This window comes from Collimonas pratensis (genome assembly GCF_001584185.1).
GTDB lineage: Bacteria > Pseudomonadota > Gammaproteobacteria > Burkholderiales > Burkholderiaceae_D > Collimonas > Collimonas pratensis.
Genome location: NZ_CP013234.1, coordinates 3,050,727 through 3,066,357, shown reverse-complemented (window position 1 = coordinate 3,066,357; position 15,631 = coordinate 3,050,727). Strand labels below are relative to the sequence as shown.

At 47.4% G+C, this 15,631-nt stretch carries 11 protein-coding genes and 1 tRNA gene; 9 read left to right on the top strand and 3 right to left on the bottom strand.

Annotation, left to right across the window (positions count from 1 at the left end):
• Window positions 1-103: 103 nt before the first annotated feature.
• Both CPter91_RS13780 and CPter91_RS25730 read right to left on the bottom strand, forming a co-directional pair.
• On the bottom strand, window positions 104-946 hold the full coding sequence (locus CPter91_RS13780; RefSeq protein WP_061941231.1) for a transposase: 843 nt from the start codon (window positions 944-946) through the stop codon (window positions 104-106).
• 47 nt (window positions 947-993) lie between these two features.
• Window positions 994-4,518, bottom strand: coding sequence for a YadA-like family protein (locus CPter91_RS25730; RefSeq protein ID WP_082792835.1), 3,525 nt, complete (start codon window positions 4,516-4,518; stop codon window positions 994-996).
• A 397-nt stretch (window positions 4,519-4,915) separates the two neighbouring features.
• Here CPter91_RS25730 and CPter91_RS13765 point away from each other — a divergent pair, with 397 nt between their 5' ends.
• From CPter91_RS13765 to CPter91_RS26520, 9 genes are all read left to right on the top strand, one after another.
• Window positions 4,916-5,938 carry a LysR family transcriptional regulator gene (locus tag CPter91_RS13765; RefSeq protein WP_082792834.1) on the top strand — a complete coding sequence of 341 codons (1,023 nt, stop codon included), beginning with the start codon at window positions 4,916-4,918 and terminating at the stop codon, window positions 5,936-5,938.
• A 1,242-nt stretch (window positions 5,939-7,180) separates the two neighbouring features.
• Window positions 7,181-7,738 carry a fimbrial protein gene (locus CPter91_RS25725; protein ID WP_099047200.1) on the top strand — a complete coding sequence of 186 codons (558 nt, stop codon included), beginning with the start codon at window positions 7,181-7,183 and terminating at the stop codon, window positions 7,736-7,738.
• 151 nt (window positions 7,739-7,889) lie between these two features.
• On the top strand, window positions 7,890-8,633 hold the full coding sequence (locus CPter91_RS13760; protein ID WP_061941223.1) for a fimbrial biogenesis chaperone: 744 nt from the start codon (window positions 7,890-7,892) through the stop codon (window positions 8,631-8,633).
• A 58-nt stretch (window positions 8,634-8,691) separates the two neighbouring features.
• Window positions 8,692-11,415, top strand: coding sequence for a fimbria/pilus outer membrane usher protein (locus CPter91_RS13755; RefSeq protein ID WP_061941221.1), 2,724 nt, complete (start codon window positions 8,692-8,694; stop codon window positions 11,413-11,415).
• A 53-nt stretch (window positions 11,416-11,468) separates the two neighbouring features.
• A complete protein-coding gene (locus CPter91_RS13750; protein ID WP_167595169.1) occupies window positions 11,469-12,479 on the top strand; it encodes a fimbrial protein in 1,011 nt (336 codons plus the stop codon).
• Between the two features lie 56 nt (window positions 12,480-12,535).
• Window positions 12,536-12,937 carry an acyl carrier protein gene (locus CPter91_RS13745; protein ID WP_061941217.1) on the top strand — a complete coding sequence of 134 codons (402 nt, stop codon included), beginning with the start codon at window positions 12,536-12,538 and terminating at the stop codon, window positions 12,935-12,937.
• Window positions 12,934-14,166: a beta-ketoacyl-[acyl-carrier-protein] synthase family protein gene (locus tag CPter91_RS13740; RefSeq protein WP_061941215.1), complete on the top strand. Its 1,233-nt coding sequence runs from the start codon at window positions 12,934-12,936 to the stop codon at window positions 14,164-14,166. The genes CPter91_RS13745 and CPter91_RS13740 overlap by 4 nt, the downstream gene beginning before the upstream one ends.
• A 17-nt stretch (window positions 14,167-14,183) precedes the next feature.
• Complete coding sequence (locus CPter91_RS13735) at window positions 14,184-14,591, top strand: hypothetical protein (RefSeq protein ID WP_061941213.1); 408 nt, start codon at window positions 14,184-14,186, stop codon at window positions 14,589-14,591.
• A 133-nt stretch (window positions 14,592-14,724) separates the two neighbouring features.
• Window positions 14,725-15,144 carry a hypothetical protein gene (locus tag CPter91_RS26520; protein WP_150119693.1) on the top strand — a complete coding sequence of 140 codons (420 nt, stop codon included), beginning with the start codon at window positions 14,725-14,727 and terminating at the stop codon, window positions 15,142-15,144.
• Between the two features lie 230 nt (window positions 15,145-15,374).
• On the opposite strand, the gene CPter91_RS13730 is transcribed toward CPter91_RS26520, so the two are convergent.
• Window positions 15,375-15,461 (bottom strand) — tRNA-Leu (locus CPter91_RS13730).
• Window positions 15,462-15,631 lie beyond the last annotated feature (170 nt).

The window sequence follows — 15,631 nt, the reverse complement described above, 5'->3', positions numbered from 1 at the left end:
GCATTGGGACGCAAGAGCCCTTGCGACCTGACTAAATGAGTGATAACCTAACGTCTAAAATAACGAGATCAGTAGCAAGGGTAGAGATTTGCATCGAGCAGATTCAAGTTACCGCCCCTGACGCTTTGACGGTTACAGGCTGTAGAAGATCACTTGTCGGGACCAACACATCAGCCGCCACAGTAGCAGCGGTCTCTTCAATAAGTCTGTGCTTCTCTCGCGCATTCTTTCTAATTATTTTTTTTAGTTCATTCACTTTTGTCTGATGGATATGTCCAACAATCATTGAAAACGCTGCAAAAAGAACATCATTCTCCCTTAGGTCGTCAGCTAACCTTATCCAATAACCGCACTTATCCCAGCGTTTGAAGCGTACATACACAGCCCTCCAATCTCCAAATTTTGACGGCATCTCTCTCCACTGCTTCTCCTCAGAAATAAGCCATAGGACCCCTTCGATAAAACGAAGGTCCCGTCGTCCAAGTATCACTGGATAATATTTTTTCCCGGCAAAGAGTGTCTCTATTTCCCGCCACTGACTATCTGTAAAAATAGTGATGTCATGAACATCATTTTTAGCAAAAGATTTCTCAAAATATAAGTGCTTTTCAAATTCCGCTCTTTCTATTCTCCGAATTTTTTTAGTAGTTTCCAAATCAGCATAAGCTGCAACTTTTGAGAAGATTGCGACCAACTCAGAATCATCACCAAGGTCTTTAACAAGCTGATGCCAGCACCCACTTTCATTCCAGCGCCTGAAACGAACATAGATAGCATTCCAACTCCCGAATTTAGATGGCAAATGGCTCCAACCTCGCATTTCACTCACTTGCCACAGTACCCCCTCGATAAAACCTAAATTATCGCGCCCTCGGGCGCCGGAAGAAGTGACTCTTCCGACGACTAAGGGCTCTATCTTTTTCCACTGCTTTTTAGTAAGTATCATGCTCAATATCCATAACAAGAAATTAGGGCGGGCTGACATCCTAAAAATTACCAAGAGTAATTTGCTCCCGCACCGTAAGTAGCTTGTGCCCCACTAACCCCTATAGCAACCTTAAGGGTCAAAGCATCTTTGACCCTTCCCTGCATAGCAACGGCAACAGCAGCTTGCCCAGAATAATTCGCCACACCCAGTCCAACCGAAAAATTCTTGTTGTCCTGCATTTGTGGGATCATCGTTATTGCGGTAGCCGCAGCAATACCCTGGTTAGCCTTCTTGCTAACTTGCTGAATCGAATTATTTAAACTGGCGACTGAGTTATTTAACTGCGCCACGTTGATGGCGTCAGTTGGATTGATGCCCGAGGCCACGTTTGTGATCCTCCGCTCGCTATCAGCGGAACCGACCGACAGAGTATTGGCCTGGTTGGCCACCGAGTTGGCGCCAACCGCTACCGAGTTATCCGCCGTGGCCTGGGCGTTGCTGCCGATCGCCGTCGAGTTGTTCGCCGTCGCCTGCGCGGTCGTGCCAACTGCTACCGCCTGGTTACCGCTGGCGCGCGAACTCTGGCCGATGGCCACGGTTGGATCGCCGGTGGCCTGGGCATCGTTGCCGATGGCGACCGAACCAGCTTGCAAGGATAGGGCGCGGAACCCGACCGCGGTGGTGTTGGTGTCAATCGCCTGTGCATTTGAACCCAGCGCGGTGGCACCATCCTTGGTCGCTTGCGCGCACAAGCCGTTGGCAGTGGCATCGACGCCGGTGGCCGTGGTGCAGGTTGCCGCGTTGACGTTCTTGATGGCACTGCCGCTGGTGCCGCGGGTTTGCACCGTGCCGTCGCTGTTGGCCGCGCCTAAAATAGTAGCGCCGACCATTGCACCGTTTTGCGCCGCCGCATTAGATGCATCCACCAAAGGTTCCAAGACCGTTGCTAGTGAAGTCACGTCGGTTCTTGTAGTGTTCAGGTCTGCAGATAGGATCGCTACAATGCCGTTTGTTGCGCTTAGATCAGTAGACAAAATCGCCACATCAGTTTTCGTCGTGCTTATATCAGTGGACAAGGTTTTAATAGCACTTTGGCTCGACTCCATATCGACCTGCAACGAATCGACGGCAGCCCTAACCTCGCTTATTACGGCCCCATTTTTATTTATTTGGTCCCCATTTATATTTATTTGCCCCGCATGTTTCTCCATTTCTTTATCTATATCACTCTTATGTACATGCATCTTAGCCGACAATGCAGCAACGTCGGTTTTCGTTGCGCTCAGACCCGTCGACAAGGTCGCCACGCCAGTCTTCGTCTTGCCTAGGTCACTGGACAGGGTCGCTACATTACTGTTCGTTGTACTCAGCCCCGTCGACAAGTTGGCTACGCCTGTGTTGGCGGTACTCAGACCACTCGACAGCGTAGCAACGTCGGTTTTCGTTGAGCCTAGATCCATGGACAACGCCGATACAGTGGTGTTCGTCGTGCTCATACTAGTCGACAAGGCGACCACGTTACTGGTGGCTGTACTCAGACCAGTCGACAGCGCAGCAACGTCGGTTTTCGTTGAGCCTAGCCCCGTGGACAGCGCCGATACAGTGGTGTTCGTCGTACTCATACTGGTCGACAAGGCGACCACGTTACTGGTGGCGGTACTCAGACCAGTCGACAAAGTCGCCACGCCAGTCTTCGTCTTGCCTAGGTCACTGGACAGGGTCGCTACATTACTGTTCGTTGTACTCAGCCCCGTCGACAAGTTGGCTACGCCTGTGTTGGCGGTACTCAGACCACTCGACAGCGTAGCAACGTCGGTTTTCGTTGAGCCTAGCCCCGTGGACAGCGCCGATACAGTGGTGTTCGTCGTACTCATACTGGTCGACAAGGCGACCACGTTACTGGTGGCGGTACTCAGACCAGTCGACAAAGTCGCCACGCCAGTCTTCGTCTTGCCTAGGTCACTGGATAGGGTCGCTACATTACTGCTCGTTGTGCTTAAACCGGTCGACAAGGTGGCCATGCCTGTGCCGGCGGCGCTGAGACTAGTTGACAGCGTCGCAACGCCGGTTTTCGTTGCGCTGAGATCCGTCGCCAAAGACGCCACACCAGCCTTCGTCGCGTCTAGGCGATCGGACTGGGCCCATACTTCATCAGTCAGGGTCTCTGCAATATCGTTCACAGTCTCTACATCATCGGACAGGTCCGCTAATTTACTGTTCGTTGTGCTTAAACCGGTCGACAAGGCGGCCACATCACTGCTAGCAGTACTCAGACCAGTCGTCAGCGAAGCAACGTCGATTTTCGTCGTGCTTAAGCCGGTATTTAACGCCTCCACCCGAGACACTGTGCTAATTGTGGCGTCAGTATTTCCATTCAAAAGGACTCTCAATTGCCTTAGGTCAGCGTTCGCCGCCTTCACGTCGTCCGAGAGCGACGTCACGCCAGCTTTCGTCGTGCTCAGACCGGTGGACAGGATGGCCACGCCTGCATTGGCGCTGCTCAAGCTGGTCGATAGTGACAACACCTTGGCTTTATTTTTGCCAAACATTGTCGACAGTGACTTTGTCTCAGTTTTCGCCTCGCTTAGCGCGGTCGACACTGAAATCAGGTCGTCCTTAGTTGCATTCTCCTTCAGAGAGCCTTGCATTACATCTAGAGCTTCCCCCACTTTCGATAGCGAATCAAGATACGAGCTCTCTAAGCCAGGGGTTGATAAATCCGTAGAGGTAATTTGTTTCAATAACTCCTGCTTGACTGCGTCGAGTTGAGCCACATTAACAGCATCGTCTAGTTTAGATCCAGCTGCCAACCCACTAATTATACGATTGCCAATGTTCAGTTCCCCTCTCGTACTTTGCACGGACTCGAAACCGTAAGGCTTATAATGGTCCTGCGCACCTACCGTAGTTCTTGATCCACTACCCAACGCAATGCTATTCGCATGTTGTGCTTTTGCATAATCGCCAATGGCAATGGCTTTGCCCTCGCTAGCATTGCTCACTCTACCAATTGCAATCGCATGCTCACTGCTGGCATTTGAGCTAGATCCAATTGCAATCACACTACGGCCATCGGCATACGCATTCATCCCGATAGCGATCGCAGGCGCATTATTTACATTAGATGCTCCATCTTTTCCTTTAGAAGAAAAAGCCTCTCCTTTTGCTCGCGCTGCGGCACCAATTGCAAGATCGCCATCGGTTCCAACACTCGCTGTATGCCCTTCAATTGAGCCTGTCATGTTGCGAAATACAAAACCATTAACCGAGCCACTGTCGCTTTGAGTCGGAGCTTGCTTGGTTACCTTCGCATCTAACTCCGTTACTTGCGAACCAATTCCCTCGATATAGGAGACACAATCAGCGCCGCCGACAACAAACCGGCTAATACCTTGCCCACTCTGCTGATGAGTTTCACATGCATGAGACACATTTGCGGACGCATAATTTGGAGTAAAAGCTACAGATGAAACACCAACAACCGCTATCGCAACGGAGCTACTGCACTTACTCCGCGCACCAGAAATTTCAGAAACAGCTACCCAGGATTTAAGTGCCCTGTTAAAAATCGTGCGATAAACTTTATTCATTACTTGCGCCTAGAAAAATGGCGTCAAAAAGCTTTTGCGCCTCTTGATCACCAACAAAACCCCAGCGGGGATACATACGAGAGTTAGAGTTGAGATTTGTGCTCTTCTATTCGTAACAAACTCGCACCACAAACAAACCCAAAACAATTGGTGCACCAAACTTCAATTGCATGGACAAGAAATTTCCTCAAAAATAATTTCCAGAAAGCATTCCAAACGCAACAAAAAATTACTAAACTGAACACAGTTGAAATGTCTATCCATTTTTTTTGATTCGCAAATATCTTGAAAACGTTAAATGTTGATAGATTTTATACAACCCTCGGAACCCAAAAAAGCGACTTAACTTCGCAACAATAGGTGACAAAAAGTTACACTGCGATACAAACAAATCCCAATGATTTCGTGCGAAGCTAATGAATTACTTGAACGAAACTCACAATTTTTTTGTAATAAGGCGAATTTTTTGATTACTTTTAAGCAAATACAAGCACTGTATTGGACTGCTGAATTGGGTGGATTTGATGCAGCTGCGGAGAAACTACATACAACTCGATCCGCTATTTCGAAGCGAATTCAAGAAGTTGAAGAAATGCTAGGAGTCGAGCTTTTTGATAGATCCAAGCGTGCCGCTTTCTTGACTCCAAAAGGCGAGGAAATGCGAGCACTTGCCGAAGAGCTACTGCGAAAGCAAGAGACTCTCATGGAAAGAATGACGAGCCAGGAGATCTTAATAGGCCGTCTAAGGATAGGAGTCACCGATCTCACAGCGATGACTTGGCTCGCCAACTGGACGTTTCAGATACGCAAGGAGTACCCCTCCATCTCTTTAGACGTGCAAGTAGTTCACCCCAGAGAATTACTTGACGGACTTCTTACAAACAAATTTGAGATGGTGGTCTCCCCTGTGCCATTCTTAGATTTGCGCCTAACGAGTCACACAATTGGAAACTCAGAGGGGGTCTGGGCATGTCGACGTGGACTCGTTCCAGATAGTTCCAATATGGAGCTCAGAGATCTAAGGAATCACAAACTTATACTGCACAGCTATATGGTTGAAAGATTCGAAGCCGTAGCTGGGAGTTGGTTAAAAGAACAGGGAGAACTAGTAACTGACATCGAAATCAAGGATTGGCGAATGCAGCAAGCAGGGGCCCAATCAAATGTAATAGTGACTGAAAATCTTCATTCTTTGATTGCAATGGTAATGGCCGGAATGGGAGTTGGAATTTTACCCAAATATTTCATAACTCATCTATTGGATAGTCGTATCGTAGAATGCCTTGATTCACTTCCCAAACTTCCCCCAACAGCATATTCGATAGTTCGACGCCTTGAAAACAACAATTCCCTGCTCGAAGGAGTTTCTAATTTAGCAAAAAAGTGCTGCGATTTTTCGAGTCCGTATATTGCAAGCTAGAAGATAATCCCATTAAACGATTGCCGTTTGGAGGCAAAATACAAATGCTTCATTCCGTCGCAACTCCTTGCCGCCAAATTTCCGTCTAGCCGTGAGCCAGCCTGTTGACACTGCATTATAAACAGTGGATTTAGCAGCACGCGCGGCGAATGAACTAGCGCCGAACGAAAGATCGCACAACTGGCGTTACGATATAGAGTCACCCCGGAGGCTTTAAAAAGGCTCTTAACGGATTGCCGGGATAGGCGGCATTGATTTTGAGGAAGAAGAAAGCACTATCCCGGCAGACAAAAGCTATCCTCTACATGACGTTAATGCAACTGTAGATGCCTTCGAGTTGGCCGACATCCGTTAGCTGGCGCATCCTACCGACGATACCCACTACCGAACCTATCGATATAATTAAATACATAGCGTTTATTGAGAAAATATTGCCTGATATGTAACCCCAACATGTGCTGTCACTAGATTTTGCAATAGCGATCCGAGATCCGCACCATAATTTAAACTGAAGTAGCTGCAAGACAGAACTCACAGAGGTCGTAGATTCAGGATCTTGATGGGACCCGTAGATTTCCCATCGGCAACGATAGTGTCATTGCCACAGAAGATACGTAGCAACTTTCCCGCACCTACAATAAGAATAAATATCAAAAATTCTACATCTCTCCGGCCTCACTTCTCAACAAGCAAATAATTGTCACCAACTCAGGTGAAATTAAGTTACTTTTGCTTACATGTTTTTTTATTTACAATGCTCTCGATTCGCATGGTGTTCAGTACACCATGCGAACTTTGCAGCCCATCTATTTTCTATTTCATCAGTTATTGAATGGATGGTTTCAAAGAAATTAGAAATCGATTTTTGATACCATATTTATCTAGGGCTCTACGCTCCTAATGTTTTATGGCTACCCTCAAGTTGGATGAAGCGCCAGTTTTATACCCTTGTAGGTATTGTGCAGCCGGCAAATCAACAGCCAAACCAAAAATTCCTTTTCAATTTAAGTCTTAATAACTTTTAACGAACCCAATGTTAAAAGTACACGACTGCTAAGCAATGTTAAGTCGACAAATGTAAGTTTTAAAAATTGTCAATTTCCACAAGAGGCTGGTAATTTTGTCACTTAATTAGTGTCAAACAGGCAACTAAAGCTGACCTATATTTGCTTCAATAAGTTATTGAATCTCTACACACTCTTTCTTCCAAATGGAAGCCACTTTAGTTTAATGGGTTTAAATATGAAAAAAAATACACTTCAATTTGCGTTATTCGCCATATTTTGTGCGGCAGGAGCTGCACAGGCATCCGATGGCACCATTACATTTAGCGGGAAATTAACTTCCGTTACTTGCGGCGTCCATGGTGGTGAAGCTGGTGCGACTGGCGGCAATTTTACAGTTGTGTTGCCGCCACTTTCGACAAAGGCACTGGCATCAAAAGGCGCTGTCGCCGGATCTACCGGATTCAATATCGTTGTTGGTGGTGCCGAGGATACTGGCTGTACCGATGGAACCAAAGCGTCCGTTCACTTTGAAGCAACTAGTCCATTAATTAACTCAGCCAGCGGCAATCTGAAACTGACGTCCGATAGCACAGCGGCCAATGTAGAGGTACAAATTTCCGACGCAAGTGCGGGTAATGCTCTAATCAATCTATTTACCAACAGAACATCGACACCTGTCGTTATTGCCAAAAATACTGCGACATTGCCATTTACGGCTCAGTACATCGCTACCGGCGTCGCTACACCAGGAACTGTCAACACAAACGTTCAGTATTCGATCTCATTTAACTAATCTGCAAAGTTGATCGAATATGAATTGAGCAGCACTAAAACAATTGGCACCTTCGGCTCTGCCATTATCCGTCCGCGCCATTAGGCACGGACGGAATTTGCAAGGAGTGAAACAATTGCTGCTTTGAATCTGATTTTACAAGGAAAGAAAAATGCGCTGCTTAAAATTGTGCTTTACCGTGCTGACGCTCACACTTGTGGGGACGGTCTCGCTAGCTGCAAAGGCCGGTATCGTAATGTCTGGTACACGTATTGTGTACCCTGCACAGCAGCGCGAGGTAAGCATCAAATTGACGAATGAGGACGAAAAATTTCCTCGTCTGGTTCAGGCGTGGATCGACAACGGGGATGACAAAATCAGTGCGGAGAAAAGTAACGTACCTTTCATTTTGACACCCCCAGTGTTTCGAGTTGAATCGAGTAAAAGTCAAGTAATGCGCTTGGTGTATACCAAAGAGCCGCTAGCGACCGATAAGGAAACCTTATTCTGGCTTAATGTGCTGGAAGTTCCACCTAAAGTAGGAAACGAAAGCGACAGTCAGTTGCGGTTTGCATTTCGCATTCGCACTAAACTATTTTTCCGTCCAGAAAATCTGGCAATCAAACCGGAGAATGCGCCCAGCAAGCTAGAGTGGAGTCTGGTGAAGGTCGGCGTTGGGTATGCCTTGCAGGTAAACAATCCGACACCGTACTACATCTCCTTCCAAAGCGTTGCCTTGGCCTTGGCTGATAAGAAGTTCAAGAGCGACGACTACACCATGGTTGAGCCAAACGGCGTTCAACAATATTCGCTGAAAAATACTCCCTCCGCCCTAGGAAATGGAGCGCAGGTCGAATTTTCGATTGTTGATGATTATGGTGCGTTTGTTCCATTAACTGCATCGCTAAAACCATAAAACGGCCTGCACAATAATGAGTCGATCGCTACATTCTTCGTTTGTCAAACCTGTCTGCATGATCACTAAAAGCAATGGCTTTTTTGCATTCAGGCCGCGCCTGTTCGACGTGTTTATCTCTGGCATGTTGCTTCAAATAGGCACTGCCGTTGCCACACCTATCGACCCGTCAGTACCGGCCACAGTGAAATTTGATAGCGGTTCGTTCGCGTTCGGCATGGGCGATCTAGCCGATTTATCTCGTTTCGATAAAGCCAATACCGTATTGCCAGGTACCTATCGCCTTGGTATCGTCGTAAATCAGAACTGGCAAGGTCTAAGTGACGTCGAATTTAGTTCAGTATCGAATCAGGGAAGTGCAATGCCATGCTTTGATCGCGCCATGCTCACCAAGTTTGGCGTCGATTTGGACAAAGTAGCGCGCGGCGACGGCACTCGCAGCGTAACCGAAGTGATTGCTCATCAAATCCCCGCAAATCCAATATGTGGCAACCTAAATAGTTGGATAGCCGATGCAACTGTATCTTTTGACGCGGGGGAGCAAACTTTGACGATAACCATTCCGCAGATATACATGAACCGGTCAGCTCGCGGCTATGTGGATCCTGCACTTCTCGATAGCGGCGTCACAGCCGCTCTACTTAGCTATAACTTTACCTCTTCCGTCTCCACCAGCGGGGGCGGCGGTTCACAATCTTTTTTAGGATTGAACGGTGGTGTTAATTTAGGCGACTGGCGTTTGCGCCATCAAGGTGCGCAGGCATGGAACTCAGTCACCGGCCGCACAGCCTATCAGAATACGGCAACCTACTTGCAGCGTGATTTCAGCGCACTCAAATCGCAACTGGTATTAGGCGATAATTTTACCGACGGACGCATCATGGATAGCATACGACTGCGCGGCATCACACTCACGACTGATGATCGTCAAACTTCGCAATCGCAGCAAGGCTATGCACCGGTGGTACGAGGCACAGCTACAAGCAATGCACGCGTCGTCATAAGCCAAGGCGGTTATACAATCTATGAAACCACCGTTGCACCAGGTCCGTTCGTCATCGATGATCTTTATCCGACAGGTTACGGCGGCGATTTACTCGTGACCGTAATTGAAACAGACGGTCGCCAAAGCCGGTTCACCGTGCCATATTCCGCGATACCGCAATTGCTTCGTCAAGGAGCAATCAAATATAGTGTCGCGCTAGGCCAGCTCAGACAATACGGCGGCATTGGAGGCACCACGCCTTGGGTGATGCAAGGCAGTTTGCAACGCGGCATCAATAATTTCCTTACCGGATATGGCGGTTTGACTGCTTCGACCGGCTATTGGCAGGCCAAAGTCGGCACCGCAGTGAGTATGCCTATTGGTGCGCTAGCTATTGACGCGGCAGTATCAAGCACGAAGATACAAGGCTACGGCACTTTGCAGGGACAAAGTTTGCAGATTACTTACAATAAAAATATTTCTGAAATCGGCACTAATTTTGCACTCGGAGCCTCTCGCTTTTCCAGTAGCGGATATCTAGGACTGAACGATGCGGTCAGTGTACGCAATCTGGCTTCGCGTGGAGCGGACACCGGCGCAGTTAACCGCCAACGAAGCCGTTTCGATTGGAACATTAGCCAAGAAATCGGTAAAGGATCCATGTTCATCTCCGGCAGCTCAACTCAATACTGGGGGAGAAATTTGGGTCGCCAAACATCTTTTTCAGCCGGTTACGGATCAAATTTTGGCAAAATAACTTGGAGTCTTTCGGCGCAGCGCATTGTTTCGCAATCAGTACAGCTAACGCCTGAGCAAATGCAAATGCAGCAACAAGCAAACTTATTTTACGGCGCTGGTTACAACAGTGGTCGCAGCGAAAATCGCATAATGCTGTCGCTGTCAATGCCACTGGGTTACGACTCTAATGCGCCAACTATGAATAGCTTCATGACTCACAATACCGGCTCTAACGGCGGAAACAACCTGCAGGTAGGCGTGAATGGCAGCGTCGGCGAGCAGCGTAATCTCAGTTATGGCGTATCTAGTAGTCATACCAGCGGTGATAGTGGTAGTAGCAATTATTTCAATGCGAATGTCGGGTACCTAGCACGCAGCGGAAATCTAAGTGCGGGCTTTAGCCAATCTGGTAATAGCGGCCAAGTATCGTTCAACGCCAATGGCGGTATCGTAGCCCATCCGGGTGGTATATCGCTAGCGCAATCCCTTGGAGATGCTATCGGCCTCATCGAGGCGCCAGATGCCGAAGGCGCGAGCATCAGCAGCTCTACCGGAATTACGATCGATAGCCACGGTTATGCCGTCGCACCATATTTACGTCCTTACCAAAACAATACGATCGACATTGATCCTAAAGGTTCGTCCGATGATATTCAATTCAAGGAAACTAGCAAGACAATCGCACCGCGCATGGGTTCAGTCATCATGTACAAATTTGAAACCGACAATAGCCGTGCTGTCACCATCAAAGCGCTACGAAGCGACGGTAAGCCATTGCCCTTCGCAGCAGAAGTATTGAATGAGATGCAGCAACCTGTCGGTGTAGTTGGTCAGGGTAGCAAAGCGTTTGTGCGGAAAGTATCCAACACTGGGGTGCTGACTGTGAAGTGGGGTGATGGTATTGATCAACGGTGTCAGATGGCATATACATTGCCAGAACGCGTAAAGGGAAAAGACGCTGTCAGTTTCATTGAAAGTCAATGCTATCCCGTTACGCCACCAGCTCCCCATGGTTCGGCAACAACTGTGCCGAAAGTCAATGCGACTCTCAACCAATAATTATTGAAGGTTCTCATAGTGAATATTCGCCTAGAAAAATTCAGGGAGTGCATATGAACATATGGAATATTTTTTTAGGAATGGCGGGATTACTTTTGATGTCTGGGCAATCTCAGGCGGCGTGCAGGTTAAAAGGCAATCCCTATGGCTCGACTTCCGTCAAGTTCGATATCAATATCGGTACTATATTAGGCGCTGCCAGTGCTTCCGTAGGTAGTGTTCTCGCCACATTTACGCAAAATGCTCCTGACCAAGCATTAATTAACAAGACGAACTATTTGGGTTGTCAAGTTGGTGATATGGAGACCTTTAAGCCTACTCTGATTGGCTCGACGAATGTAGCGGGCTATCCTAACGTCTACTCCACCAACATTCGTGGAATCGGTTATCGACTAACCTACTCCGACGGGACAACTAACGCTCCTGCCGAATGGCGCAATACTTTCGGAATCCCTGGAAGCACAACCAAGGGCGGCGTATTGTACTTTCCACCAGGACAGTTTAAATTTGAATTGATCAAGACTGCCGACAACATTGGCTACGGCGAACTCTCGGTGGGAGAGTATGGCAGCGATCGCGTACCAGGTTACCAGGCACTCCAGATAAATGTTAAGAACGGTGGCTTTATTCAGAACGTCGGCTGTACCGTAGACGCTGACTCGAAAAACAAGGCGGTGACATTGAATAGCTTAGCGACAAACAAGTTCACTGGCATAGGAGACTCCCAAGGAGAAAAGCCCTTTAATCTCAAGGTAACTTGCCCTGCTGAACCTCCAAATTTAAAGATTCAATTTGACGGAATAGAAGACAGTTCAAAGATTGCTGGGACCTTAGCTCTATCCAATGACTCTACAGCAAGCGGTGTGGGTATACAGTTGCTTCATGGGGAAGGTCAGCCGGTGCAACTGGGAAAGTTTGAATCACCTACGTATAAAACGCAGCCCAAAGGTCAAAAAAAATATACTATTACTATGGATTTTTCCGCACGATACATACAGACAAAACCCTATGTGAAACCAGGTAATGCAAATTCCACTGCCAGCTTCACCTTGCAATACAACTAAGCAGCAACTCGTTGTTTAATCGTAGTTTAGAACGACTATAGAGCCGAGACTGAAAAATGAAGCAAGACTTAACACTTGATGAGATAAAAGCCCAAATTGCTTCGTTGGTCGGTGAATACATGGGCATCAATCCCGAGTTGGTGTTGTCGGGGAAGAATTTTGATACCTTGATAGAACAATTTGATTCGCTGGCAATGGTCGAAATTCAGCTACTGGTGGAAAAACACTATGGTTTTGATCTGGACTTTGAAGATGTCGATAAGAATGCATTCCCTGCGAATATCAGCGAACTCGCGGAAGCGTTTCTAATGCAATACATCCGGTACCACAAAAAAATAGAATCCAAGCAGGTGAAATTGGAAGCAACCAATTTATCAACCACGGTGGCGCGAGATACTGAACAGGAAAGCGCGAACGTACAGGAAGCTGATTTGCAAAAAAGCAAATTATCGAAATGAGCAGGCACGCTACACGTAGAGTGGTGGTTACTGGAATGGGTGCAGTCACCCCATTGGGAAACAATGTCGACGATTTTTACGCAAATCTGATCGCAGGCGCGACGGGGATACGCATGGTCGACGAATTGAGCGCCACTCGAGGATTTGGCGTCGTCGACGTGGACATGTCAATACATTTTTCCGTGTCGGAAAGCCGCCAGCTCGATCGCGTCAGCCAAATGGCCATCATCGCCGCAAAACAAGCTGTAGCCCACGCAGGCAGCACGTTGCAGACGCCACTCGGTGAGTCTTCCGGTGTCTTCTTTGGCACCGGCATGGGAGGCGCACAATCCTTGCAAGAGGGCTATTTCGATTTTTATAAGATGGCGCCACAGAAAAAAATGCTAATCGTGCTGGCAGCTATGACACACGCACCTGCATCGCATATTGGCTTGCGTTATGGCATACAAGGTGAGTCGCAAACTTATTCTAGCGCCTGCTCCTCATCAAGCGTGGCCATTGGCGAAGCTTTTCGCCGCATCAGTGACGGCTATCTAAATGTTGCCCTAGCTGGTGGTGCAGAAGCTTTGTTACTTCCTGCCATTATTAAGTCATGGACAGACATGAAAGTGTTATGCCAAGAGCCAAATGACGCTCCAGGCACTGGCTGTCGCCCATTCAGCGCTGATCGAGATGGCTTTTCGTTGGCGGAAGGCGCTGCAGTGCTCGTACTTGAGTCATTGGAGCATGCCTTGCAACGTGGGGCTCAACCAATCGCTGAGATCGTCGGTTATGGGGTAAGCAACGATGCCAAGTCTTTGTCCAAGCCGGATTTACAAGGACAAAAACTGGCGTTTCACCGCGCTTTGACAGATGCAAATATTCAACCGGAAAAAATTGGTTATATCAATGCTCATGGAACGGCAACTATGATTGGCGACGTGATTGAAACAAATATGATCAAGGAAATGCTCGGTCAGCATGCTTATCGCATCCCAGTCAGTAGTACTAAATCCGCGCACGGACATTTATTGGGTGCAACCGGAGCCGTAGAAATGATTGCCACTATTCTTGCGCTAAAAAAACAGATTGTACCGCCCACCACACATTGGTCGAGAGCCGATAGCGTGTGCGATCTAAATTACGTGCCAGGACAGGGATTACAGGTAGATGGTCTTGAGTATGCCATGTCAAATTCATTTGCATTTGGCGGAAGTAACGCAGTCCTCGTTGTAAAAAACTATCAATAGACGATATAGGAAATTATATGAAACTCTTAGAGACACAAATCAGCTATTTGTGGGCGGATTCCAATAAGCCTATATGCACTGAGCTGTGCAGGACTGGTGCGATCGACATGGATCTTTGGCGTGCAGATGTACTTTATAGTAAAGAAAATTTTTCGAAACGCACAATGCGCGGCTATCGTTTGTGGGGCTTGCCTTACGTACGTCTGATGCGGAGTTATCCGATTTTTGCAAAAATCGCTCAAATACTTGCCACTTGGTTTATCGAAGATATTGCTTACCAAATGCATTGTCGTCCCGTAGGAAATTGGAAAGGCTGGATCCTGCGTGAATTATTTTTTAAGCCGCTTTGTTCGACAATTGGCTTCCTGCTGAAAGAAAAGGCCTCGAGCATAATACGAAACGATAAAACAACCGCCTGGCAATAAGTGCATTGACAATCAGCGGCAGATGCGACCAGTAGATTATGTGCAATACTTTATGAAGCCATAAAAGATTAAAGTCGCAATTAGCTTGTTATTTTCCATAATATTGATTCTTGATCTAAACCTGGAGGACTTTATGAAAACCCCTTCATTGTATTTTCTACCACTTTTTACTTTCTCTGCTCTGATCACTTTATCCTCATTTGCTGCGGACGTGACGGCCACGACTTCCGATCCAGGAAAAGGAGTAGTCGATAAGTATTCATTTAGTCGCTTGCCTTTAACCGAGCGTAAAAAACTAGCAGCGACACCAGGGGATACGAGTCAAACTGATGCCAACAATAATAACGTGGTAAATGGACCAAAGAGCAAAATCCTTTTAAAGGCGGCTGAGAGCCATAAGTGCAAAAAATATAATAATAAACTTTCACCAACGAACATTTCAGGAGGGCAGAAAAATCCATCTCCTGAACTTTCTGCACAATTAGTTCGCTCACCGACCGACACCACGTTGCACAATAGCGATGGTATTCAGTGTGACGTTAATACAGAGTAGGCTAAGGTGAATATACAAGCCGCATTTAGAGAGATGTTCAAGGATAGTTGGGGGGTATTTTAGGGGAAGCGTGGGCGAAGCTTCTCTATAACGTCTCTCCTGAAATACCCTTTAAATCCATCAGATACGGGTTCAATTTCCCCCGGCCGGACTAGCCTGATTTGCGGAAAAAATCCCTAATTGCGGAAATAATGAAAAAAGGCCCTCATTGCTGAGAGCCTTTCGTGAATTGGTGCCCGAGGCCGGACTTGAACCGGCACACCCTTACGAGCGAGAGATTTTAAGTCTCTTGTGTCTACCGATTTCACCACTCGGGCAAGTTTGCGGGTTTGCATGAAAACCGCAAAAAAGTATCGCCAAAAATCACCGGCGATACTGGGCAGGGCCGAATTTTAACAGGTTCTCCCTGCTAAGGCCATCTTCTCGTATATGACGATTTCGACAGCGGATTTCTCGTTCAGGCGGCAAAACTTACTTCGGTCGTCGC

Bases quoted from the DNA above. Each gene is read 5' to 3' on its own strand.
- CPter91_RS13780 (WP_061941231.1), bottom strand. From the start codon at position 946: ATGATACTTACTAAAAAGCAGTGGAAAAAGATAGAGCCCTTAGTCGTC.
- CPter91_RS25730 (WP_082792835.1), bottom strand. From the start codon at position 4,518: ATGAATAAAGTTTATCGCACGATTTTTAACAGGGCACTTAAATCCTGG.
- CPter91_RS13765 (WP_082792834.1), top strand. From the start codon at position 4,916: ATGATTTCGTGCGAAGCTAATGAATTACTTGAACGAAACTCACAATTT.
- CPter91_RS25725 (WP_099047200.1), top strand. From the start codon at position 7,181: ATGAAAAAAAATACACTTCAATTTGCGTTATTCGCCATATTTTGTGCG.
- CPter91_RS13760 (WP_061941223.1), top strand. From the start codon at position 7,890: ATGCGCTGCTTAAAATTGTGCTTTACCGTGCTGACGCTCACACTTGTG.
- CPter91_RS13755 (WP_061941221.1), top strand. From the start codon at position 8,692: ATGATCACTAAAAGCAATGGCTTTTTTGCATTCAGGCCGCGCCTGTTC.
- CPter91_RS13750 (WP_167595169.1), top strand. From the start codon at position 11,469: ATGAACATATGGAATATTTTTTTAGGAATGGCGGGATTACTTTTGATG.
- CPter91_RS13745 (WP_061941217.1), top strand. From the start codon at position 12,536: ATGAAGCAAGACTTAACACTTGATGAGATAAAAGCCCAAATTGCTTCG.
- CPter91_RS13740 (WP_061941215.1), top strand. From the start codon at position 12,934: ATGAGCAGGCACGCTACACGTAGAGTGGTGGTTACTGGAATGGGTGCA.
- CPter91_RS13735 (WP_061941213.1), top strand. From the start codon at position 14,184: ATGAAACTCTTAGAGACACAAATCAGCTATTTGTGGGCGGATTCCAAT.
- CPter91_RS26520 (WP_150119693.1), top strand. From the start codon at position 14,725: ATGAAAACCCCTTCATTGTATTTTCTACCACTTTTTACTTTCTCTGCT.